17 protein-coding genes are annotated in these 24,990 nt (G+C 56.1%); 13 read left to right on the top strand and 4 right to left on the bottom strand.

The genetic code is table 11. The annotated features are described in order from the left end of the window. Positions 1-57: 57 nt before the first annotated feature. Positions 58-891, top strand: a complete 834-nt coding sequence (kduI, locus tag AU11_RS12120; RefSeq protein WP_043319619.1) for a 5-dehydro-4-deoxy-D-glucuronate isomerase — start codon at positions 58-60, stop codon at positions 889-891. 106 nt (positions 892-997) lie between these two features. Here kduI and AU11_RS12115 read toward each other — a convergent pair whose 3' ends face one another. Beyond that, positions 998-3,121, bottom strand: a complete 2,124-nt coding sequence (locus tag AU11_RS12115; RefSeq protein ID WP_231491882.1) for a glycoside hydrolase family 55 protein — start codon at positions 3,119-3,121, stop codon at positions 998-1,000. 459 nt (positions 3,122-3,580) lie between these two features. Here AU11_RS12115 and uxuA point away from each other — a divergent pair, with 459 nt between their 5' ends. Both uxuA and AU11_RS12105 read left to right on the top strand, forming a co-directional pair. After that, positions 3,581-4,756: a mannonate dehydratase gene (uxuA, locus tag AU11_RS12110; protein WP_043319616.1), complete on the top strand. Its 1,176-nt coding sequence runs from the start codon at positions 3,581-3,583 to the stop codon at positions 4,754-4,756. A gap of 8 nt (positions 4,757-4,764) precedes the next feature. Beyond that, positions 4,765-6,312, top strand: coding sequence for a mannitol dehydrogenase family protein (locus AU11_RS12105; protein ID WP_081848092.1), 1,548 nt, complete (start codon positions 4,765-4,767; stop codon positions 6,310-6,312). A 74-nt stretch (positions 6,313-6,386) separates the two neighbouring features. Here the strand turns inward: AU11_RS12105 and AU11_RS12100 are convergent, their stop codons facing one another. Then, positions 6,387-7,094, bottom strand: coding sequence for a FadR/GntR family transcriptional regulator (locus tag AU11_RS12100; protein ID WP_043319614.1), 708 nt, complete (start codon positions 7,092-7,094; stop codon positions 6,387-6,389). A gap of 399 nt (positions 7,095-7,493) precedes the next feature. Here AU11_RS12100 and AU11_RS12095 point away from each other — a divergent pair, with 399 nt between their 5' ends. From AU11_RS12095 to AU11_RS12045, 10 genes are all read left to right on the top strand, one after another. Beyond that, on the top strand, positions 7,494-8,480 hold the full coding sequence (locus AU11_RS12095; protein ID WP_231491881.1) for a sugar kinase: 987 nt from the start codon (positions 7,494-7,496) through the stop codon (positions 8,478-8,480). Between the two features lie 98 nt (positions 8,481-8,578). Beyond that, a complete protein-coding gene (locus AU11_RS12090; protein ID WP_231492021.1) occupies positions 8,579-9,565 on the top strand; it encodes a TRAP transporter substrate-binding protein in 987 nt (328 codons plus the stop codon). A 48-nt stretch (positions 9,566-9,613) separates the two neighbouring features. Next, a complete protein-coding gene (locus AU11_RS12085; protein WP_081848182.1) occupies positions 9,614-10,213 on the top strand; it encodes a TRAP transporter small permease in 600 nt (199 codons plus the stop codon). A 15-nt stretch (positions 10,214-10,228) separates the two neighbouring features. Then, entirely contained in the window at positions 10,229-11,530 is a 1,302-nt protein-coding gene (locus AU11_RS12080; RefSeq protein WP_043319610.1) for a TRAP transporter large permease, read from the top strand. 465 nt (positions 11,531-11,995) lie between these two features. Next, positions 11,996-15,625, top strand: coding sequence for a CBM35 domain-containing protein (locus tag AU11_RS12075; protein ID WP_231491880.1), 3,630 nt, complete (start codon positions 11,996-11,998; stop codon positions 15,623-15,625). A gap of 472 nt (positions 15,626-16,097) precedes the next feature. Continuing rightward, on the top strand, positions 16,098-18,635 hold the full coding sequence (locus tag AU11_RS12070; protein ID WP_043319609.1) for a fibronectin type III domain-containing protein: 2,538 nt from the start codon (positions 16,098-16,100) through the stop codon (positions 18,633-18,635). A 111-nt stretch (positions 18,636-18,746) separates the two neighbouring features. Then, positions 18,747-21,749 (top strand): TonB-dependent receptor, encoded by a 3,003-nt coding sequence (locus AU11_RS12065; protein ID WP_043319608.1) that lies wholly within the window; start codon positions 18,747-18,749, stop codon positions 21,747-21,749. Positions 21,750-21,849: 100 nt separating this feature from the next. After that, on the top strand, positions 21,850-23,085 hold the full coding sequence (pelA, locus tag AU11_RS12055; protein ID WP_081848090.1) for a pectate lyase: 1,236 nt from the start codon (positions 21,850-21,852) through the stop codon (positions 23,083-23,085). 234 nt (positions 23,086-23,319) lie between these two features. Beyond that, complete coding sequence (locus AU11_RS12050) at positions 23,320-23,520, top strand: DUF2061 domain-containing protein (RefSeq protein ID WP_043319605.1); 201 nt, start codon at positions 23,320-23,322, stop codon at positions 23,518-23,520. Between the two features lie 50 nt (positions 23,521-23,570). Next, entirely contained in the window at positions 23,571-24,047 is a 477-nt protein-coding gene (locus tag AU11_RS12045) for an MgtC/SapB family protein (protein WP_043319604.1), read from the top strand. 15 nt (positions 24,048-24,062) lie between these two features. Here AU11_RS12045 and AU11_RS12040 read toward each other — a convergent pair whose 3' ends face one another. Next, positions 24,063-24,629 carry an NADPH-dependent FMN reductase gene (locus AU11_RS12040; protein WP_043319602.1) on the bottom strand — a complete coding sequence of 189 codons (567 nt, stop codon included), beginning with the start codon at positions 24,627-24,629 and terminating at the stop codon, positions 24,063-24,065. Between the two features lie 78 nt (positions 24,630-24,707). Continuing rightward, positions 24,708-24,887 carry a hypothetical protein gene (locus AU11_RS12035; RefSeq protein WP_043319601.1) on the bottom strand — a complete coding sequence of 60 codons (180 nt, stop codon included), beginning with the start codon at positions 24,885-24,887 and terminating at the stop codon, positions 24,708-24,710. Positions 24,888-24,990: the final 103 nt, after the last annotated feature.

The following is a 24,990-nucleotide window of genomic DNA, read 5'->3' as shown; positions in this document are numbered from 1 at the left end:
CTTTTTGTGAAAAGCACGAAAGCGTCAAGATAAATATCCACGTGTTAAGGAGTCACAATGCAATTTCTACATAGTGCGGACAGTGTGCGCTATCAGCGCATGACCAATGCAGAGTTACGCGAATCTTTTTGCATGGAGTCGCTGTTTGAGCGTGGCGCTCTGAATCTCACTTATACGGATGTGGACCGCGCCGTAGTGGGCGCGGCAGTACCTACCGTGCAGCAGCCACTTTCACTGCCCACTCACAAAGAGCTCGCCAGTGCGTATTTTTGCGAGCGACGCGAGTTGGGTGTAGTGAATATCGGCGGTACCGGTGTTGTCGTGGTGGACGGCAAAGAATACCCGATGGAAAAATTCGACAGCCTGTATGTGGCGCGCGGAAGCCAAACAGTAACCTTCACCAGCGCAGACGACAGTGCGCCGGCGGAATTCTATCTGGTTAGCTACCCGGCGCACCGCGCAACGGAAACCGTGCATATCCCGCTGGACAAAGCCAACCGTGTAGAGCTCGGCAGTATCGATGGCAGTAACGAGCGGGTGATCTGTCAATCTATCTGCCCCGGTGTGGTGGACAGTTGTCAGCTGGTGATGGGTATTACCCGGCTGGCCAGTGGCAGTGTGTGGAATACCAAGCCACCGCACACTCACCGTCGCCGCACCGAGGTGTATCTGTATTTTGATTTCCCCCAGGACGAGCGGGTATTCCATTTTATGGGGCAGCCCCATGAAACCCGCTCACTGCCGCTCGCGCCAAAGACCGCGATTGCCTCTCCGCACTGGTCCATCCACAGTGGTGCCGGCAGCTGCAATTACAGTTTTGTATGGGCTATGGGTGGCGAAAACCAGCAGTTCGACGATATGGATCACCTCAAACTTGGTGACCTCGGCTAGCAGATATCTTCCTCTCTCCGCCAACATTGCAGCCCCACCTCGAGTGGGGCTTTTTTTAGGGCAAAAAAAGCGGCGCCGGGCGCCGCTCCTCTGACAGCAGGCCGGATCAGTAGGCCCGTGTTTTTACATATACACAGCCGTTGCTCGGCTGGAACTTCAGAACAGTTCCGCTGAAGCCATTCGAAGATGCGTAGTTGCTGTTGACTGACAGTGAACCGCTGCCGTTGACAGAGGTAATACTGCCGCGGAAATTACAGCTGCCATTGGCATCGCTGTCCCAGACCTGCAGGCTCTCCCCGGCGAGATCGCGATCGAAACGTACACAGCTGCCACTACTGCTCAGGGTGATTTCTTCGCGGCTGTCCCACGGCAGGTCGATATAGCTGCTGCAGCTGCCGCTGCCACCACTGGAGCTGGAACTTCCCCCGGACGAGCTGCCGGAGCTACTGCTGCCGCCAGAGCTACTACTGGAAGAGCTGGAACTGCTCGACGAACTACTGGATGAGCTGCTCGATGAACTGGATCCACCGCTGGAACTACCACCGGTATACACCCCCGATAACGGCATCTGGGCGTGCACATCTTCCGCGTAGCTCTGGTTCCAGGTAGTCACCGGCGTGCCGCTCACATTCAGATGCATGAACTGGCTACCATCCCAGGCAAACGCATAGCTGACTCCCGGCGTGTCAAACAGACCCCAGGGTGCAATAGGTGCGCCGGCGCTGGTCGCCTTGGAGAAGTTGTTATTCAGGAATACATTGTTCGGCCCAGTGGGGCCCGACCAGTTACTGGCGTGATCTCCGGAGCCATACCAGATGGGTTGCCAGGTGCCGGAGTCGGGTGCGCCGTTGCTCCAGTTTCGGTGCTCGAAGGGTACCGCCACGGTATTGTTGCGGATCAGATTGTTGCGCTCCCAGCCACCGTGCAGGTTGATATCGCTGTCGAGGGTATTGTTCTCGACGATATTGCCGGTGGCAGACCACTGCAGGGTGAGATGGCGCAAACGCGACAGAGTGTTGCCCTGAATCAGGCTGTTATAGAGTTTGGAACCGCGGAAGTAGCCATTGCCACCGGCGCCCTTGTTCCAGGAGCCGTGGAAATAGTTGTCCTTGAACGTCATATGGCGGGCGAATTCGGTCACCAGTGGATGCGAACCCATCATTTCCATGCGCACATTCTCCACCCAACCGTCGGCCGCCCATTTGAAAACGATGCCGTGGATGGCATCTTCCGGGCACAAGTTCACATACTTGAGGCCGACACCTGCGGGGTTTGAAGCGGAGTAATCGTCGCCGTTATAGCCCGCGCAGTTGGTACCGGTGGTGGACATCTCCAGATAAAAGTCGCGGAAGCCCACGTCTTTAACCGCCGTCACCGGCATCACACGGCTCTTGTAGCCGCTGCTATTGTTGATGGGAATATCAAATTCCAGCGGAGCATCCAGAGTGACGGTATCGTTACTGGTATTGCGCGCGGTGACGGTGAAAATCTGCGTGCGCATATGCCCGGTTTTCAGGTGCGACTTTGAGCGCTTGCTGCTCGGTACCTGACCCAGGTCCAGGAACGCGGTATCGGTGGCGGCCCCCACATAGATCAGGTCGCCCACGGAAAATTTGCTCGCACCGTTGTTTTCCAGGTGCAGTACCGTATCGCCGAGAGAGGCGGTCTGGTCGAACTCGATACTGTGCTTCCAGTGGAAATTGATACTGCCTTCGTAGTTCTGCTCACCGGAATGCTTGATGCGGGTTTCCACGCGGAAGGCACCAAAACCCGGCCAGTACTTTTTGTCGAAATCCGGCGCCCCGCTGGAATCGGCCCCGTAGGGTTGCCAGCTGCGCACGGTGATCTTGGTACCGGTAGAGGGGTTGTTGCCCGCGCCGAGAATCACCACGCCGGAGCGGTCCACATGCACTTCATCATCCAGGTGAATCTCCCCGGCAGGCAACTGAATGGCCACGCGGTTGGATGGCGAATTGCCCAGGGGAATCATGCTGTCGATGATGTTCTGCAGCGCCGCGGCATCGTCCATGCCGTCGTTGGCAATAACACCGTAGTCGGCGGCATTGATGGTCTGGCTGAAGCTGGTAGGGAGGGGCTGGCCGCCCTTGTAGCCGGGCCCTGCCAGTGAGGGCGCGCTCAGTGTGGCGCTCAGTGCTGTGGTTGCGGTGACTATCATGGGGAGTAAGGACTTGCCATTTATCCTTCTCATTAATCGCTGTTGTTTATTCATTATTATCTCCGGAAAAAATTCCAGGTTTGGGTGGCTGGTACACGCGTTTAATACGCGGCATCAGAGTGTTTGGTGGGCCGGCAACCAAATAACCACCGCGGCGTACCGACCCCCGCTGGCGCGAACACAACCCCATCGGCCAGCAAGGAAAATGTAAGCAGCTTTATCTGGCCTTACAATCATGCCACTAGACTTTTTAACGGAAACGCAATAAATCACTCATAATTGGCGTGAAATCACCCGCTTCAGGGGCGCGGGGTGATCAAAAGGTGATCAATTGACCTTGGTGTTATGTAAAACCGGCGCTTTGCCGATACTGACTCTTGTTATTTGCGGTAAAACTGAGTTTAATTGGTCCGGTGGTCTTACCAGTTGTGTGTGTCATCACGCTGGGTCTGTCGCTAGAGCTGAAGCTCGCGCAGGCAAGGCCGCTGAAGTCGAACGAACAGGAATAGTCCGATGCAAGAGACATGGCGCTGGTTTGGACCAGACGACGGAATCACCCTGCGGCATATTGCCCAGGCGGGAGCAACGGGAATCGTAAGTGCATTGCACGAGATTCCAGCGGGCGAATTGTGGCCGGAAGAAGCGATCCAGCAGCGCAAGGCGATGATCGAGGCGGAAGGTCTCAGCTGGTCCGTCATCGAAAGCATCCCGGTCCACAATGATATCAAGGCGCGCACCGGCGACTTCGAGCGAATGATCGAAAACTACCGCCAGTCCGTCATCAATGCCGGCAAAGCCGGGGTAACCACCGTCTGCTACAACTTTATGCCGGTGGTGGACTGGACCCGCACTAACCTGAACTACACCCTGCCCAACGGCAGCCAGGCCCTGCGTTTTGAGATGGCAGACTTTGCCGCCTACGACATTCATGTATTAAAGCGCCCGGGTGCAGAGGGGGACTACCCACCGGAGGTTCTGGCTCGTGCACAGACCTACCTGCAAACGAAAACCAGCGATGAATTGGCACAGCTGGAGCGCAACATTATCGCCGGCTTGCCAGGCGGTGAAGGCTCGCACGACCGCGATAGTATCCGACGCTCCATCGAGCTGTTTAACGCACTGGGTACCGATCGCTATCGGGAAAACCTGTTCCTCTTTTTGCAGGAGATCATTCCCGTAGCAGAATCGGCGGGTGTGAAAATGTGTATTCACCCGGACGATCCGCCCTTTTCCCTGTTCGGCCTGCCGCGAGTGGTGTCGACGGCGGAAGATGCGCGGGCTTTGCTGGCGGCCTACCCTAGCCCATCCAATGGATTGACCATGTGTGCGGGTTCCTTTGGCGCGCGTGCGGATAACGACCTGGTTTCCATGACTCGGGAATTTGCCGAGCGCATTTACTTCGTGCATTTGCGCAATGTTATTCGGGAAGCGGATGGTTCTTTTTATGAGTCTGATCATCTCGCCGGTGACAATGACATGGTCGGGTTGATTCGTGCACTGCTGGAAGAAGAGGCGCGTCGCCGCAACTCAGGTGCGGGGTGCGATATTCCGATGCGGCCGGATCATGGCCACCTGATGGCCGACGAGTTACAGGAAGGATCGTCGAAACCTGGATACTCGTATATGGGCCGTCTCAAAGGGTTGGCGGAGCTGCGCGGTGTAATCCACACACTGAATGCCATTGGTTAGGGGGCGTAATGCCTGTCTTGTCGAAGCAAGCGTCCTTACCCGCTAAGCTGTACCTGCAGTTTCTCAAGTCGGTCTCTGAGAAACGGAATACCCTTGGCAGCGGTGTCGCCATGCCCGGTTACAATCCTGCCGATCACGGGTGTGGGATTGTGCATATAGGAATTGGCAATTTTCATCGCGCCCACCAGGCCGTATACGTGGATGACCTGCTGCGCAAGTGCGGTGGTAACTGGCGCATCACTGCGGTAAGCCTGCGCAATCCGGATGTGCGCGACCGCATGAAGTCCCAGAACTGTCTCTACACCCTGTGCGAGCGCGCTTCGGCTGCAGAAAGTTTACGAGTAGTGGGTTCGGTGGCAAAGGTGCTGGTGGCACCGGAGAGTCCCGCTGCGGTGATTGACGCCCTGGCTTCAGAGTCGACTCATGTGGTGACGGTGACAGTAACCGAGAAAGGGTATTGCCTGAAGCCTGGCGGTCGCGAGCTGAATCTTTCACACCCGGATATTGAGCACGATGTGCTGCACCCGCAGTCACCGAAAACCATGGTGGGATTTCTGCTGGCAGCCTGCCGGCTGCGGCACGAACGCGGCCTCGCGGGGTTCAACCTGCTGAGCTGCGACAACCTGCCAGACAATGGCGCCCTGTTGCGCGACTCTCTGCTGGCAGCGGCGCGGATACAGGACAGCGGCCTCGCCACCTGGATGGCCCGCGAAATTGGCTTTTGCAGCACCATGGTGGACTGCATGGTCCCCGCCACCAGCGATGGTATTGCCGAGAGTATTCAGAATGCCGCAGGCTACCGGGACACCGGCTGCCTGCTGAGTGAGAATTTTCGTCAGTGGGTGATTGAAGATAACTTTATTGCGCCGACGCCAGACTGGCGCTCGGTGGGTGTCAGCGTGGTGCGCGATGTCGCCCCCTACGAGCGGATGAAGCTGGGGCTGCTAAATGGCAGTCACTCGGCGCTGGCATTTCTCGGGGCGCTCAGTGGCTATTCCTATATTTACGAAGCCGCTGCCGACACACAAATCAGAAAGTTTGTGCAGGTGATGATGCAGCGGGAGCTGCGGCCTACCTTGCAGCCGTTGCCCGATGTTGACCTGGATGAGTACTGCGCAACGCTGCTTAACCGATTTTCCAACCCGTCCGTTCCCTATACCTGCCGTCAGGTCGCCTCCGACAGTAGTCAAAAATTACCCCAGCGTATTTTGGCGCCGATCGCGGAGCGGTTCGAGCGCGGTGAACCAAGCTCGTTTTTGATCAGCATTGTTGCGGCGTGGGTCGCCTATATTTTCCAGAGTACATCTTCCTCTCAGGGCTTCCCGCTTCAGGATCCCGCGGCCCAGCCATTGGTAGAAATGCTGAAAAGGCAAGAATCCCAGAGCAGTTTTCCTACGCGAGATCATGTCGTCGCTCTGCTGACCCATTCCGGCATAGTGCCGGTGGGGTTGCTACAGCGTGAAGACTTCGTGGTGAAATTGTGGGATCAGCTGGCAAGGATGATTGAAAGCGGTGTGCAGCCGATGCTGGCCGAGTCCCTGCCTGACATTCCCTAGCGCGCCCGCCGGTGGCGAAAGCGCGCTGCCGAATGTGTTTTCTTTTTACTGATATTGGATCAGGAGCGGGCCGATCAGGCAGGCTCCTGCTCAAAATAGGTCGCCGCGGCTGCGGTGGCATTGTCGATATGATTGCGCATGGCCGCGCGCGCCTTTTCCGGGTTACGCTGTTCCAGTGCCAGAATAATCTTGCGGTGATCTTCGATTGATGGATGAACACCCTCTGCACGCAGTCGCTCCATAAAGCCGGTACTGAGTTCCGACTGGTTGCGCAACTCCCACAGCCAGTTGACGATACCGATGATCGCGGTGTTCTGGGAAGCCTCGGCAATAATGCTGTGGAATTTCCAGTCCGCTTTCTCGGATGCGTCCGCGCGGGTCTCCTCCTCTTCCATTTCCTTGACCGCCTGCTTCAGTTCACGGATTTGTTCGCTGCTGATGCGGGCCGCGGCCAGTGCGCAGGCTTCCGACTCAATAATGAAACGGGTTTCCAGAATCTCGAACGGGCCCACGCCTTTATCGCCAATTTCCGGTTGTGACTGCTGATACTGTTTCTGTGTGGCGTAGATGCCGGAGCCGGTGCGGATTTCAATGACGCCGGAAATTTCCAGGGCAATCATTGCTTCGCGGATAGTGGGGCGACTGACCCCTAGCTTGTCCGCCAGTACCCGCTCCGAGGGCAGGCGTTCTCCGGGTTTGATCGAACCGCTGGTGATCAGTCCCGAAAGTTGCTCGGCAACTTTTAAATAGAGTCGTTCGGCTTTTACGGCTTGCAGTTCCACGATTATCGCGCCTCGATATTTGTATCAATTCTAAATTGGCCGGCATCGCGGCCTGTGGGCAGTCTGTGTGGTGGTTGGTGTGTGATGCCGTTGCAACTTGTCTGACCACCAGTCCCACTATCCTGGCGATTCTAGCGAATTCCTGTCAGCCATAGAAGTTATTCCACGTGTTTGTTTGCTGACGTATTGCAATCCAGTGAAAAACCTGAATAATCTGGTAAGGTGGCATTACCAGTTGGCGAGGCGTGAATACGGCGTTTCGTCTGCGGTGCTGCGGTTGCCTTGCGCATTAAAATTGGTTATACCTGTGCGCTGTTTTGGTAAGGCCTTGTTGCGCAGCTAGCGCGAACAGGGGCCGCCGAGAATAAATACAATTTAGGTGGACGAGAGGTGGACGCCGTGAAACTGGCAGCACTGGGAGAAGTTATGGTGGAACTGGCGCCGCAGGCGTCGGTTCAGGAGCAGTCCGGTGGCAGCAAGCCGCTGCTGGCGCAGTCGTATGCCGGTGATACCTACAACACCGCGGTGTATATCGCCCGCGGTGGAGTCAGTGTCAGCTACGTGACCCTCTTGGGAGATGACCCCTACAGTGAGGAAGTGCTCACCAGGTTGGCCGGCGAGTCCATTGACACCAGTGCTATCGCACGCCTGCCGGGCCGCTGCCCTGGCCTCTACATGATTCAGAACACCCCGGATGGCGAGCGCTACTTCACCTATTGGCGCGGCCAGGCACCTGCGCGGGAGCTGTTTGCGGATCCCGACCGCCGTGAGGCCCTGAAAGCCCATCTGCGCACCATGGACTGCCTGTATCTGTCCGGTATCACGCTCGCGATTATGAGTGCCGAGGCTCGCGCAGAGCTGTTGGCCTTTCTCGAGGAGTACCGCGCTGCGGGCGGCCGCCTGGCCTTCGACAGTAACTATCGTCCGCGCCTGTGGGATTCGGCCGCGGCGGCGAGACAAGTCGTCAGCGAGTTCCTGCAGCACACCGATATGGCCCTGTTGACCTTTGAGGACGAGCAGGCCCTGTGGGGCGACAAGCGTGCCGGTCAGTGCGTGAAACGCAACTGTGGCTTTGGCGTATCCGAGCTGGTGATCAAGCGCGGTGCGGAACCGGTTCTGCTGCAGTACGAAGGCGAGCTGACCGCCATTGACGTGCCCCCGGTCAGCAGCGTGGTGGACACCACCGGTGCCGGTGACTCTTTCAACGCCGGTTACCTGGCGGCGCGCCTGCAGGGCGCAAGTCCCGAGGCCTCCACTGCCGCGGGCAACCGCTGTGCGGCACGGGTGATTGGCCACCGGGGTGCAATCATTCCGACAGCGGAATATACGGACGAGTCGCAAATTCAGGATTGCATACCGAGTCCACAAGTTGCTACGATGGTATGACCAATCTGGTCTGCCGGATGGGTGTTTATTCCCCATTGGGTGACAAACCAGAAAACCTGTGCTCGATAAAAAATAAATAACAGGTCACAACGATGATAATGAGAAGATTCTGGCGGCAGCTGCGCGCTGCGGCCCTGGCTGGCGGCACATTATTCCTGGCCAGTTGCGGCTTTCAGGAAGACCAGGTGGCCCTCAAACTGGCCCACACCCTGGACCAGCAGCACTCCGTACACCGCGCCATGGTGTTTATGGACGAGCGCCTGCGGGCGCTGTCCGGCGATACCATGCGGATCGACATCTATTCCGGCGGCCAGCTGGGCAGCGAGCGCGAGCTGATCGAGCTGCTGCAGATCGGCAGCCTGGCCATGACCAAGGTCTCCGCCAGCCCCATGGAGGGCTTCGTGCCGGAGATGAAGGTCTTCAACCTTCCCTACGTATTCCGCGATTCCGAACATTTCTGGAGTGTGCTGCAGAGCCCCATCGGCAAAGATCTGCTGGTGGCCTGTGAGCGCGCGCGCCTGCGCGGCCTGGGTTACCTGGATGCGGGCAGCCGCTCCTTCTACATGAACGATATCGCCGTGCAGTCCCCGAAAGACCTGAACGGCCAGAAGATCCGCGTTCAGAACAGCCAGACCGCGATCAAGATGGTCAACACCCTGGGCGGTGCCGCTACCCCGGTGAGCTGGGGCGAGCTGTACACCGCGCTGCAGCAGGGCGTGGTCAACGGTGCCGAGAACAACCCGCCGAGCTTCTACCTCTCCAAACACTACGAAGTGTCCAAGTACTACACCCTGGACGAGCACACCTACGTGCCCGACCTGCTGCTGATCAGCACCGAGGTGTGGAATAAGCTGGAGCCGCAGCAGCAGGAATGGCTGAACAAGGCGGTCGATGAAGCCGTGGCCTACCAGCGCAAACTGTGGCAGGAATCCACCGAGGAATCCCTGGCTGCAGTGAAGGCCGCCGGTGTGGAAGTGATCTACCCGGACAAGCAGCCCTTCATCGACGCGGTGAAGCCGCTGCACGATAGCTACAAAGGCACCGACGTTGGCGATCTGCTGGATCAGATAAAAGCCGTTAATTAATTCCTGAAAAAAAGCCCACTAAAAAAATAAAAGTGGAAGGCAAAGATGATGCAGAAAATTGAAAAGGCCCTGGGCTTTGTGCTCGGTACGCTGCTGGCACTGATGGTGCTGGACGTGACCTGGCAGATCCTCACCCGCTTCCTGCCCATGCAGCCAAGCTCCTATACCGAAGAGGTGGCGCGCTACCTGCTGGTGTGGATTGGTCTGCTGGGTGGCGCCTACGCCTATCGTAAAAAATCCCACCTGGGTATCGACCTGCTGAGCAATGCGTTGCACGGTGCCAAGCGCCGCGCGCTGCAGATTTTTGTGGTGTTGGTGTGCTTTGCCTTCGCCGCGCTGGCGATGGTTTACGGCGGTGCCAAGCTGATGCTGCTCACCTTCGAGCTGGAGCAGACCTCCGCGGCGCTGAACCTGCCCATGGGTTACGTGTACAGCGTGCTGCCTTTGTCCGGCCTGCTGATCTGTCTCTTCTCCATCGATCATCTGACCGAGCTGGTCACTGCAAAAGAAGAGTTGCCCTGCGAGTTTGATTCCGAAGTGCATTCTTATATGGAAGGTACAGATGGCACCGACGACGCAAACGCTTCTGTAGCCGATGCAGAAACCAAACAAAAACAAAAGCAGCCCGAAGCTGCCGTCGAAGCTTAAGCGAGGAGAGTCATCGTGGAAGTCGCAGTTCTGGTATTGCTGGTCAGTTTTCTGATCCTTCTCGCGCTTAATGTTCCCATTTCCATCAGTATTGGCGCGGCCACTGTGCTCACCATGCTGTGCACCATCGATTTTGATCCGGCCATGATTACCATGGCCCAGCGTATGGCCAGCGGCATCGACAGTTTCGCGCTGCTCGCCATTCCGTTCTTTATTTTCTCCGGTATGTTGATGGGCAGCGGCGGTATCGCCCGGCGCATTATCGACTTCGCCAAGGTATTGGTGGGTATGCTGCCCGGCGGCCTAGCGTTCGTGAACATCATCAGCTGCACCCTGTTCGGTTCCATCTCCGGTTCTGCGGTGGCGGCCACTTCGGCCATCGGCGGTTTTATGATTCCGTCCATGACCAAGGCGGGTTACGACAAGAACTTCAATACAGCGGTGACCGTGGCTTCGTCCACCACCGGCCTGTTGATTCCGCCGAGTAATATTCTCATCGTCTTTTCCCTGGCCTCCGGTGGTGTGTCCATCGCCGCGCTGTTTATCGCCGGTTACCTGCCGGGTCTGTTACTGGCACTTGGCCTGATGATGGTGTGCGGGCTGTGGGCGAAAGCCAAAGGCTACCCGGTGGGTGAAAAACCTACCCTGAAAGAAGCGGTACAGAAAACCGTGGATGCGGTGCCCAGCCTGTTCCTGATCTTTATCGTGATCGGCGGCATTATCAGCGGCTTCTTCACTGCGACTGAGGCCAGTGCCATCGCGGTGCTTTACTCCCTGCTGCTGTCCTGTGTGGTGTACAAGGAAGTGAAGCTGGACCAGCTGCCCGCGTTGCTGACCAAGTCCGTTGAGACCACCGCGATTGTGATGTTCCTGATCGCTGCGTCTTCGGCCATGTCCTGGATCATGTCTTACCAGAATATTCCGCAGACCATCAGCCAGGCGCTGATCACCCTGAGTGACAACCCGCTGCTGATCCTGCTGACCATCAACCTGATTCTTCTCGCTGTGGGTGCCTTTATGGATATGACCCCGGCGGTACTGATCTTTACCCCCATCTTCCTGCCGGTAGTGATGGAACTGGGTATGTCCCCGCTGCAGTTCGGTATCGTGATGATCCTGAACCTGTGTATCGGCCTGTGCACCCCGCCGGTGGGCAGTGTGCTGTTTGTCGGGGCAAGTATTAGCAAAACATCGATCACAGCGTTGATACGCCCGCTGTTGCCCATGTACCTGATGATGTTCCTGGTACTGGCGCTGGTTACTCTGGTGCCGGCAATCAGCGAGTTCCTGCCGCGGGCGCTGGGATTGATCGAGTAACTTCAGTGGTGAGGTTCTCCTCACCTGTTACTCAATTTAAGTAGGCGGCATTTTGTTTCATTGATTTCCTCGCATCATCATCAGGATGGCATTGCCGGGCTTTTTAGCCCGGCTTTTTTTTGCCTGCCGGTACCCTGTGGCCTCGCCGACGACTTGCGATAGTGCACATTTTCGCGAATTGGTCTAACAGGTTTCTGGGTGGGCTTTACAGTATTAAATACTGTGGTAACCTCGGTGTTGATATTTGGTATTGCCAATTAATAAGAATATAGAGCTTTGGCTAAACAAGCCGATTTGGCCAAATATCGGGCGGCCCCCGCAGTTTCTGCCGCCCACAGCGATGATGATTGGTCCATCCCTCCCTGCTCGCAGTATCCCCGGGGCTCACTCTGTGACCGATCGTCTTGATCAACAGTAAAAATAACAATGGAAGGTCACATGCAAATCAAGCTGAAGAGAGCAGCAATGTTGAGTACATTGCTGGGCACCTTTGCGGCCGCGGATGTCTCCGCTCAGGCCACGGGGTATGCCACATTAAATGGCGGCACTACTGGCGGTGCCGGTGGCAATATAGTGTATGCCACTACCGGTACCCAGATTCACGAGGCCCTGTGTAACCGGGCATCCGACGACACCCCCGTCATCATTCACGTCGAAGGCACCATCAATCACGGCAACACCAGCAAGGTGTCCGGCGATAGCTGTAACACCGCCGACGACAAGATTGAAATCAAGGACGTCAGTAATATCTCCATCATCGGTGTTGGCAACGGCGCGCTGTTCGATGAGCTGGGAATTCACCTGCGCAACGCATCCAACATCATTCTGCAGAACCTCCATGTGCGGAATGTGAAAAAATCCGGTTCTCCCACCTCCAACGGTGGTGATGCCATTGGTATGGAAAGTGGCGTTTACAATGTTTGGGCGGATCACCTGACCCTCGAGGCGCAGGGTGGCGAGAGTGATGGTTACGATGCTCTGTTCGATATGAAAGCGGACACAAAATACGTGACCCTTTCTTACAGTATTCTGCGGAATTCTGGTCGCGGTGGTCTCGTTGGTTCCAGCGATGGCGATACCAATAATGGCCCGGTTACCTTCCACCACAATCTCTACCAGAACATTGATTCCCGTACCCCGTTGTTACGCGGCGCAACTGCGCATGCCTATAACAATCACTATGTGGGCATCAATAAATCCGGTATGAACCCTCGTATCGGCGGCAAAATAAAAGCAGAAAATAATTACTTCGAGGACTCGAAGGATCCGCTCGGTACTTTCTACACCAATGATATGGGTTACTGGGAAGTCAGTGGCAACATCTGGTCCAATATTACCTGGACGGAAGACGGCGATGACAACCACCCGGCCGGCCCGAATCCGACGTCCACCACCTCCATCAACATTCCATACAGTTATCAACTATGTAATGGCAACCTGGTGCCGCAAGTGGTTGCCTCTACTGCGGGCGCGAACAAAGGGAACCAGGTAGCGGACAGCAGCTGTTCGGTCAGCTCCTCCAGTTCCAGCAGCTCCAGCTCTTCCGGTGGCAGCGGCTCCGGCTCCAGTTCTGGTGGTAGCTCGTCATCATCTAGCAGTAGTTCCTCTTCGTCTGGCGGCAGCGGGTCCAGCTCCGGTGGCGGAGATCTGGGGCCAAACCTCGCATTCTCGGGCGACGCCGACGGGTCCAGTAAAGGCGGTGGCAGCAGCTACGGTAACGCCGTGGACGGCGATCTGGGCAGCTACTGGCAACCGAGCTCCACAAGTGGCGAGCGAATCTCGGTGAAAAACTTCGGCGGTGATTTCAATACGGTCGTGATCCGCGAAATCGGTAGCAATGTGCAGCGTTGGCGTCTGGTAAATAACGATACCGGTGCTGAGCTTGCGTCCGGAAATGGCATTGGTTCCGCGCTGCAGGTTTATGTTGGCGATGTCAGCATGGATAAAGTCAACTTAATGATTGATAGTGCCAGCAGTGCACCGCAGATTGCCGAGTTTGAAGTCTATAACGCGAGCGGCAGCGGCTCGTCCTCTGGTGGCGGCAGCTCGTCTTCCTCCTCTTCTTCATCAAGCTCTTCCGGGGGCGGCGGTATACCATCTACGTTAGTTCTGCAGGAATCTGAAGCGGGCTATTGTGCTGTGGACGGCGCGGTGGAATCCGAACACAGCGGCTATACCGGTAGCGGCTATGCCAACACCGACAACGAAAGCGGAATGGGTGTCGACTGGTCCGTGGTGGTGCCGGCAGCGGGTAACTACACCCTGCAGTGGCGTTACGCCAATGGCAGTAGTGACCGCCCGGGATCTGTGCTGGTGAATAACGGTGCGCAGACTAACGTCAGTCTGCCAGGCACCGGTGCCTGGGGTAACTACGCTGACAGCGGTTCCGTGACCGTGTGGCTGAATGCGGGCTACAACGAAATCCGCCTGCAAGCGACCGGTAGCAGTGGCCTCGCGAATATCGACAGCCTTTCCATTTCTGGTGCCGCCCCGAGTGCAGGCGACTGTAATGGTGGCGGCAGCTCCTCATCCGGTGGTGGCGGCTCCAGCAGTTCTTCTTCAAGCTCTTCTTCCGGTGGTAGCGGTTCCGGCTCTTCCGGCGGTAGCAGTTCCTCGTCTAGTAGCTCCAGTAGCAGCTCAGGCAGTGGTTCTGGTTCCGGATCCGGCGGGTCGTCCTCCGGTGGCATCAGCAACGCGTGCTATACGCTAGCGACCGACCCGAACGTAAACTGGCGCGATTCTTCCGTGCTGGATACCGATCAGAAGATTGTGCAGTGTCTGTATGAAACCCTTGGTCGTCCGGTGGGTTACGGTGAAAACGCGATGGGTGGTTACGATCCCAACGGCAACAGCAAGCTGACGGTAATCACCAAGAACAGCAGTGTTCCGGTTGAGCAGCAGATTCTCGACGCCATCACCGGCGACGAGCACAACTGGATCGTGTTCGACAAATTTGATTTTGCCAACGAAACCGAAATCTCCATGCATCGCAATTTCTGTGGCGACTCTTCCGTGCAGTCTGCGATCAACGGCAGCGAAGCCCAGTGTCGCGATTTCCGCAGCTGGTGTTCCAGCAATGGTCTATCCGGTGATTCCTGTCTGTCGGAGTTTTTCAACAACCGTCTGGACGACAAGGATCTGCCCATCCGCAATGCGAAGATCGGCTCCAATAAAACACTCGACGGACGTTTCAGTAACGGTTACTTCCGCTTCAACGGTTTTGCCATCGGTTCCGACAGCAGCGGTCAGCCGGTGGAAACCGAGCAGAGCGTGATCCTGACTCACCTGGATTTCCGCGGTGCCGGTCACGTTGAGGACCACGGCCTCGACCCGGACATGATCCGCAATACCGGTGCGTCCCACGACATCTGGATTCACAAGAACACCTTCGACACCACCGGTGACGCGGCGTTTGATGTGAAAGTGGGTGCCTACGACATCACCATTTCCTTCAACAAGCTGATCAACGTGAAGCGCGCTTCTCTGCACGGTTCCAGTGACTCTCGGACCATCAACGAGCAGATCACCACCACCATGCATCACAACGCGTTTATCACCACCGACGATCACTACAACAGCCTGGGTAACACCCTGCGTCGTATCCCGCTGATCCGTCGCGGCACCTCACACATGTTTGATAACTTCTTTATGAACTATCGCAAGGACATCCTGAGTGTGCGTGTGGGTGCGACGGTGCTGTGGGAAGACAACACCTTCATGATGAATCGCGACTTCCAGGAAAAGGATGACGTGGTACAGGCGTTGAATGAGCGCGGCGAGCAGCTGGCCCGCGATGTGGACGGTGGAAACTTCCGCAGCGAAGGCAGCAAGGTGTGGTTCTCCGATGCCGCGTGTAACCTGGATTCGTCTCTGGTGTACACCATCAGTGACAGCTCCGGTTCCGTATCGGATCTTTCGCAGAACTACTCACAGGCCTCTCGCAATGTGATCGCTGCACAAGGTCGCCCGGCGGGCCAGGCGCAGGCGGATTACATTATTGCCACCGCAGGTAAAGACGGACATATCCCGTTCAACTCTCCGCTGGCCAATGATCAGAATTATGTGATCGGTCTCGGTGGTGCAAGTTGCCAGTAAGGGCGCCGATGTAACTCCATCACACAGAACCAAAACCCATCCGCTCTTCAGGGCGGGTGGGTTTTTCTGTTTAGCGGTACAGAGAAAGTCAGCTTCAATCAACTAAAGAATGGCGAAATGGCTACCTTTTTGGACAAGCCAATTCTCAGGTTCCAGGTCGCCATTGCGTCTATTAACCACCCAATTTGCGGTAGGTGTGAAAACTCCTGTACCCGTTAACCCGTCAGATTTGCTCAAAAAACATTCGCTATTGCGCCAAATTCTTCCGGTCAGGCAGATGTGTCAATAACTGCAGCGCTTAGTTGGTACAAATGGTTGTATATGCCTAACCAATCTGGTTTCATTGTCTAACCAATAAGTATCTGGCTGGGTCTGGGTGGCTACCGCGCACAACAATTCTAACGGCGCGGCATCCGACTGAAGTATCCGGACTCATAAGAATAACGACGACAATGAGAGAGAAGGGGTGAGCATGAAACCTTTACCTTGGGCAAAGTCCGCACTCGCGCTGTGCATTATGGGGACACTGACCGCCTGTGGCGGCGGTGGTAGCAGTTCTGCAGGGGAGGGCGATATCGCCGACCTGCCTGAACCACCACCGGTGGTGGTTGTACCGCCGGAAGAGAGCGGAATCAGCAACACGCCGCTTCCGCTTGTGGAAAACTTTGGTGAATACACCGGGTTTGATCAGAGCGACACCATCGATTTCTTCAGTCCCAACTACAAGGCGCTGGCCACTGCTGATAGCAGTGAATACGAAGATGCGCGTCCCGCTCTCTACTATCCCACCTGCTGTTTCTTCGACCAGGACGATCCCAGCATGGAGATCACGGTCGATAGCAAAGAACGCCTGGGGATCGTCAGCGATGCTGGCGATGCCTCCCTGCTGATCAGCAACGCGCGTTTCAGTATTGGCCAGACTCTGTCTGATATGGCTGCAGATGGGAAAGATCCCAAGAAAGACTCCACTCCTGGTTCCGACGGCGGCTCAGGCTGGGGTGAACTGGACCTTTCCGAGCCCTACCGCATTTCTTTCTGTGTGGCATCTGCCAGCGGATCGGGCTCCAAAACCCAGATCTACGTAGATAACAACACCAGTTCCGAGGCTGACTCCATTCACGGTGGTGGCTCACTGGGCTCGCGTATTTTCGATGTAGAGACCGGCTCTCTTGTTCCTGGCGAGCGTGTGGTGATCAATATTCCTGGAGAAACTTACCTGCAGGCCGGTGGCGATGTTGTCGATATCAAGGACGCTGTGATCGGTACCCAGAATTCTTTCCTGCAGCTGCGTGTATCCAGTGGCGGTACCGCAATTATCGATGACCTTCTGATCGAGAAGCAGAGCGAAGATGGCCAGGCTGACCTGCCAGCCTGTACCGTATTTGAGCCCGCCGTGGCTCCAGATGCGCCGAAAGCGCCGACCACCTTTGCCACCGACGCCCAAATGGCGGTGAGCTGGGGCTCTGTGCTGGGAGCGGCAAGTTATGATCTCGCCTATGGCACTACTGACGATGTGTCTGCTGCGGAAGTAATGTCTGGCCTGACCGAGACCTCGACCACTCTGACCGAGCTGGAAAACGGTACCACCTACTACGTGTGGGTACGCGGTGTAAACAACGTTGGCCCGAGCGAATGGAGTGCCTCTGCGACCGGAACTCCGGAAGCTCCGGTTGGCGACAACTGTACTCCGACCACCTCTGTTGATCCTTCCGCAACCAACGCCATTATCTGGAGTGTTTACGACGGTTGTACTCACCCGGGTGACCTTGGAGCAGTTGTAATCAACGGCAGCGAGCAGACCAATTTCTCCTTCGCGGATGAAGAATTGAAATGGTTCGAAGTGAGCCCACAGGGGATCATGGAGCTGGATACCCTCGATGGCGACAGCGAAACCAAGCCAGTGGGTGACCTGGATGGCATCGTCGCCGATGGCGCCTATCCGAAGCACTTTACCTGGATTGCGCGCATCGATAATGCCAAGGCCGAAAGTCAGGGTGCGCGCGGTTTCGAAATCGAAACGCACATTGACGACCGTCGCATGAAGGCAATTCTGCGTCCGGACTCCGGAAAACTTCAGATCGAGAAATTCCTCCCCGATGAAGAAACCGCAGAGGTGAGTGATCTGGATTTCACCGATGGCTACCACACCTACCAGATCAACTTCACCGTGAATGATCCGGCAGCGGGCGCTGACAACATCAATGCCGTTGTTTATCGCGATGGTGTCGAAGTGGGTAACTTCACTGGCCCGGGTCGCTCTGGCGGCTCTGCAAGCCTGTTCCGTATTGGTGAAGGATCCGGTAGTGCCTTCCATGCCAACCTTGACTGGCTGGTTTGGAGTGACAATGGGGCGGCGGCAGTCGCGGCGGATCAGCTGGTCGGCGAACTGCCTGGCGGAATCGGTGAGCTGGATGTGTACGCCGGTGCCGATGCTTCCGCTGCATTCGAAGAAAACTTCAACGGTGTAGGTCTGGTTGAAGACTCCGATACCGAGGATACCAACTTCTTCGACGCGGCCTATCGTGCCCAGTCTGGCGACGCCAGCAAGCCGATGTTCAATGTAACCAGTGGCGGTTCTCGGATCACTGTTGCCGGCGGCACCCTCGCGCTGCACAACGCACGCTTCTCCATTGGTGATGCCCTGCACGGTACCGATACTGCGGAAACTGATACCGCAGGCCGTGGCGACCTGGACTTGAGCAAACCTTACGTAATCAGCTTCGACGTGGTGGAAAACCCCAACGTGTCACTGGATAGCGGTAAGTGCCAGGTGTATGTGGACAACAACACCTCCAGCTCTGGCAAGTCCGTGCATGGTGGTGACTCTAAAGTGTTTGAAGCATACGCCGCCGTGATGGCCGATGGCGACCAGCCTGAAGGCACTGTCACCATTGCCAGCGATCCGGATGCGCATATCGGTACAGCCAATTCCTTCCTGCAAATTCGCTGCGACAGCGGCACGGAAGACAAGGCTGTTGTCATCGATAACTTCAAGGTGAGCTACCAGTAATCCAACAGGGGAACTCGCGGGCCGCAGGTTTGATGCGGCCCGCGATAAAAAACATCGAACGGTCTGAGCGTAAAAACCAGCAGGCCGCATAAAACCGATGGGAGAGTCAAAATGACTTATAAAAAACAGATTCTCGCCGTGGCCATCGCCATGGCAGCTTCCACCAGCCTGATGGCTCAAGAAGCAAATCAGCAAGTGGAAGAAAGCAAGGCAGAAGTTCCTTCAGATTTTTCAATTGAAGAAGTCTATGTCGAAGGTGTTAAGAGCGCTGAGCTCAATGCCCGTCAGGCGGAGCGCAATAAAGACGTATTTAGTTCCGTCATTACCCAGGACGATTCCGGTAATTTCGCCGACCAGAATGTGGCGGAATCCTTGCAACGTCTGCCGGGTATTACCCTGCAGAGCTCCGAGGGTGAAGGTAAATTTATCAACCTGCGTGGTCTCGGCCCGGGCTTCGTATCCGTACAGATGAACGGTTCTGAAATGGCCAATAGCGGCGGTGGTGCCGCGGATAGTGAGAGCCGCGGCTTTTCCCTTGATGCCTTGCCCGCAGATGTACTGCAGTCCATCGAAGTGCTCAAGTCCCTCACTCCGGATATGGATCTGAACTCTATCGGTGGTAGTGTAAACGTCACCACGATTTCAGCCTTGGACCGTGGCGAAGACACCATTAAGCTGCGCGCTCAGGGTGCCTTCCAGGAGCAGAGCGGAGAGTCCTCCCCCAAGCTGACCCTGCAGGGCACTAATATATTTGCCGACGAAACCATTGGTTTCAGCTACTCCCTGTCCTACGAGAACCGCGTGACGGAAGGCTACGAATCGCGGGCACACGATACCAGCCTGCCGCGTTACATCACTTTGGATGGCGCTGATAGCCCGATGCTGATTCCGTTCGAATTACAGAATCGCCAGGAAAATGCCGAGCGCGAGCGTATCGCTGGTATATTCGATCTCGAGTACCGTCCAAACGATAACAGTAAGTACTACGCGCGCTTCAGTAATACCGTCTACACCGACGAAGATACCGCACTGCGCGAGTACTACCGTTGGGGTCAGGCGAGCGATGACGAAGTTGTTTATCTCGACCCGGATAACAATGTGTTTGGTACCGGTGGTATGGATCTGCAGCAACAGTTCTTTATTCAGGAATCCGAGAGCGATACCAAGGTATTCTCCCTCGGAGGCGAAAACCTGTTTGGGGATAACTGGACCGTGGACTATGAGTTGTCCCATTCCAACGCCACTCAGGATTCTCCCGATGGCCGCCGCGTACAGTTCCGCGCGCGTAAACTCAGTGCCCTCGGCACTACCGGCGAAGATTACCTGAACGGCCAGATCGTCCACCCGGATCAGTTGAGTGATCTCGCCGGTGGTGTGGAAGTGCCAGACGTAGGTGGTTTTGGTCCGTCCGGTTACCAGTATGGTGAAACTGTGCAGCCCTATATGCTGTACGACAACCTGTTTATGGAGGACAGCTTCCGCGAGGACACCATCGATCAGGCCATGGCCAACCTGCGTAAAGATTTTGATATGGGCCCGGTGAACTACATCAAGACCGGTTTCCGTATCAAAAACCGCGAACGCAACCGCGATAAAAACCGCGTAAGTATTGTGCCCAACGACAAGCGTGTGGCTGGTTGTGCCGGCGATGAAGTCTGCCTTGAAAACGCTGGTGCGCGTCTCGGTGACTTCGAAACCTTTATGTCGGATAACCCCCTGTTCGACCACGAGTTCATTACCGAAGCGGAAGCGGAGCGTCTGATCGCCGCCACTCGCCAGATTGCGGACAGTTACGACCCGGAGCAGCGCGAGCTGGAAAGCACCCGCAACGACTACGAGATCACTGAAGATACCGCAGCGGCCTACATCATGGGTGAGTTCCAGGTGACGGAAACTGGGGCGCTGATTGCCGGTGTGCGTTACGAAAAAACCGATTTCAACTCCACCGGTTACCTCTCTATCCGCAACGACCGCGAAGAGAGTGCCGATCAGCTGGAATCTTTCGATATCGCTGTACCGCTGGATGATACCTCCAACTCCTACGACGGCTTCTTCCCCAGCCTGCACTATCGTGACGAGCTACGTGAAGACCTGCTGCTGCGCGCTTCTATCTGGACCTCGTTCACTCGTCCGTCCTTCGATGAAGCACGTGCATACGCACAGGTTCGTGACCGCGTAATTTTCTGTAACTACGATGCGGCGGCCAACCTGGGTGACGACAACTGTTCCGACCGCCCGGCGGATCTGCAGGGTGAAATCGCCGATGCCGAATTCACCGATGCGTACAAATCCCAGAACATGACAATGTCTGCGGACAACGTACTGGAAATCGGTAACCCGAAGCTGGATGCGATGACCGCGACTAACTTCGACGTGTCATTGGGCTGGTACGCCAGTGAAAACCTGTTTATTCAGGGCGCAGCGTTCTACAAGCAGATTGATGACTTTATCGTTGAAGTTGCCGGTGCCAACCTGAACCTGGCAGACCTGCCGTACACCCTGCCGGTGGATCAGGTCACTATGTTTAACATCCCATCCGACCTGCAACTGACCAATGCCCAGACTTACTTGAATGGTGACAGAGCAGAGGTTTACGGCCTGGAAGTGACCTACAACCAGTACTTTGTTGAAGGTCTGCTGGCAAACTTCTTCATCCAGTCCAACTTCACTCTGCTGCACTCCGAGGCAGACGTGGGTGACTCCGTGCGTGCAGAAAGCATCCGCATGCCGGAGCAGGCGGACGTGACCGTCAACACCACGCTGGGTTGGGAGAACAACGACTTCTCCGTGCGTTTCATCACCAACTACCGCAGCGAAATCCTCAAGCGCATCGGTTCCTGTACCGCTGACGATATTGCTGCGGACGCGGCTCTGGGCTATTCCCAGAACTGCGCGGCCTGGTCTGATGTTTATCAGGATGCCGGTATTACCTACGACATCAAGGCGACCTACAACGTCAATGACAACGTAAAACTGTACCTCGACGCGGTGAATATCACCGATGAGAGCAACATTCAGTATTTTGAGGGCAACGAATATTCCAACGGAAACATGATGTTCCTGAGCGAGACGTATGGCCCCACTTACCAGCTGGGTGTAAACGTACAGTTCTAAAGATCCTCTCAATCAATTTGCCATTATTGCCCCGCTTACGGGGCTTTTTTTGCCGTGGGTACTGGGATTACCACTACCCGCTGGTTTTAAAGGTGAATCCATGCCAATGAAAATTTTCTTCCCTGCCGCGGCGATGGCCCTATCGCTTATGTTGAGCGCCTGCGGTGGCGGCAGCAGTGGTTCCGATGCGGATCCACCGGTGTTCAATTCCTCCAGTAGCTCGTCATCGAGCTCCGGTTCTTCTTCCAGTTCTTCTGGTGGCAACGCATCCAGTGGCTCCTCCTCTGGCGGCGAAGCACCGATGCTGCCGCAATCCGGCAACCCGATTTACGGTGAGTTGGACAATTACAAATCCTGGTTGGGGAGCAGTCTTTCAGCGGACGAGGCTCGGGCAGAGCATATTCTCACCTGGCAGATGGACCACGGCGGCTTTTACAAAAATGATGCGTCTACCTACGATGCACCCTGGAATGGCAGTAGCCCACGCTCTGGCTGGACCGGCGCCGGTGGTATTGAGTTGGGCACCATCGATAACGATGCCACGGTAACCGAGTTGATGTTCCTCGCTGATGTCTATCAGCGTAGTGGCGACAGTCAGTATCGCGATGGAGCGCGCAAGGCGCTGGAATTTCTGTTGACCATGCAGTACGAGAGCGGTGGCTGGCCGCAGGTATACCCCGCGCGTACCGGCACCACCTATTCCAACCACGTAACCTTCAACGACGGGGCTATGGCACGAGTTCTCATCCTGCTCGACCACGCTGTTCGTGAGGAAGCGCCACTGAACGGCGATCTGTTTACTGACGAGCAGCGTGTGCGTATGGAGGCGGCAATTGCAAAAGGAGTGGAGTTTATTCTGAGGGCGCAGATCGCCCAGGCGGATGCAAAAACCGTATGGTGTGCCCAGCACGACCCGGTGACCTTTGAGCCCCGCGGTGCGCGGGATTACGAACTGCCCTCCAAGAGCGGCAAGGAATCCATGCTGGTGACGGCCTTCCTGATGTCGCAGCCGCAGACCGAACAAGTGGAAGCCGCCGTGCGCGCCGCACTGGCCTGGTACCGCAGCCCGGTGGTACAGGTTGCGGATACCGCTTATGTCAAACGCCCCAGCGGTAGCGACGATGATAACTACAACCCTATTCAGAGTAGAAGCGGCAGCACCATGTGGTACCGGTTTTACGACCTGGGTCAGGATGTGGGTTTCTTCGCTGATCGCTCGGGTATCAAGCAATACGACATTATGGCGATCGACGCGGAGCGTCGGTACGGTTACGAGTGGGGTGGTAACTACGGTAGCGAACTGATCCGCTATGCCGACACAGTCGGCTATTTCTGAAACGGCAGTGGGGAATTTTCTGGGTACAGCAAACTACCTGACGGCTTCTACTCTTATCCTGTTTCTGGCAGTGGCGACACCGTGATGAGGGCGTTAAGGTATGGCAGTACCGATTGGTCATTCTAATCAGGACTATGGATCTGGTTGTATTTTAAAAATAGGAATCGTTCTCAATAATAGGCATATTGGTTGTTCTGGTTAAAAATTAATCAGCCTGAGTTGAGGATGGTTCCTATGAAAAAGACCTGTAGCTTCGCGATCGTGCATATGCTTGTTGCCTTCACCGTTGGTTTTGTACTTACTGGTGACTTCTGGGTCGGCAGTGCGCTGGCGCTGGTGGAACCTGCCTGTAATACCGTGGCCTACTATTTCCATGAGAAGTGGTGGAATCGCGGCGACCGCCGTGATGAGCAGCAGGTGCCGGTGACAGTCTGACTCCGAGACTCGCCTGCAACGGTCAATCACCGGTTTGAGCAGGAGCATGGATGGAACTCTTCAAGGACGTCGACTGGCTACTGGTACTGGACCACATCATCTATATGGCGGTGGCCTACCTGCTGGCTTTACCCATTGGCTGGGACAGGGAAAAGCATGAGCGCACCGCGGGCCTGCGAACTTTCCCTTTGGTGGCCGTCGCGGCTTGCGGTTACACCCTGGTGGGTTTTGATGTTTTGACCTCCACCGATGCCGAAGGCCGCGTAATTGAGGGGCTAATTACCGGCATGGGATTTATCGGCGGGGGTGCGATTCTTAAAAGTGTCTCCGATGGTGGGAAAGTCGGGCGGGTGCAAGGGACGGCCACGGCAGCGAGCCTGTGGGCCACCGGTGCTATCGGGCTTGCCGTGGCGACCGACCGTCTGGAGGTGGCGATTGTGATCAGCCTGCTCACTTTCTTTACCCTGCGGGTGATGCACTCCGCCAAGTCCCATTTGGATGGCATGGGAAAGGACGACGAAGGGTAGGTCGAGACCGAAATTTTAATTTGTTACGCGGATCCGGCGGGCCCACTGATCCAATGCCTGCACCAGGTTGCCAATAAACTTCCGCGTGTCCCCATCTGTCAGTGCGCCATTCTCATCAAATTTCTTGTGGGCAAAGCTGATCATCACTTCTGGTCTATTTACAAAGTGCGCATCCAGATAAATCAGGATTCGGCGCAGGTCATACTGTGCCCGCGCGCCGCCCAAGGCGCTCATGCTCGCACTCATCACCGCCACTGGTTTGTCGGCAAACGGCTGTGGGTCCACCCGCGACAGCCAGTCGATGGCGTTTTTCAGTACGCCGGACACCGAGTAATTGTATTCGGGGGTGGAAAAAAGAATGGCATCCGCTTCCAGTACCTGCTGCTGCAGAGTCTCTACGGCCTCCGGCACACCCAGGTCGCGTAGATCCTGATCGTAAAGGGGGATACCAGCGAGGTTGGCAAAGGTGAACTCGGCCCTTTCGCCGGCAATTTCGGCGGCGGTTTCCAGTGCGGCACTGTTGAACGAGCTTTTACGCAGGCTGCCGGAAATGGCGAGGATCTTCAGAGGGATTGCGGCCATGGCTGCTCCTTTCGGTCAGAGGGTGACCTTCAAGATAGCAGCCCATTCGGAGAGTCGCGGTGGCGATGTTGCCCCGGATCAGTTGTTGCCAAGCACAAAACTATGCTCCAGCTCTTTCGGGTACCGAAGGCTGAGGTTATCGATGCTTTTGCCGATCTTGGCCGGAGAGCTCTGCCGCGCAACTTCAGCCTTGTGCTGGGTAGTCAGCATGGCGGATTTACGGGAACTCTGGGGTTTTACCGGCAAGTGCGTATTCATGGTGGCGACCTCAATCTGCGTTATACGCTGCGTCTCTTCCCTGCTGCGTGATACAGGCCCCGGGCAGGGCCGGGGCGGGATAGTTACCATTTAACTGTAGTGT

This window comes from Microbulbifer sp. HZ11 (genome assembly GCF_000708675.1).
Classification (GTDB): domain Bacteria; phylum Pseudomonadota; class Gammaproteobacteria; order Pseudomonadales; family Cellvibrionaceae; genus Microbulbifer.
This window is presented reverse-complemented; position numbering and strand designations above follow the sequence as displayed.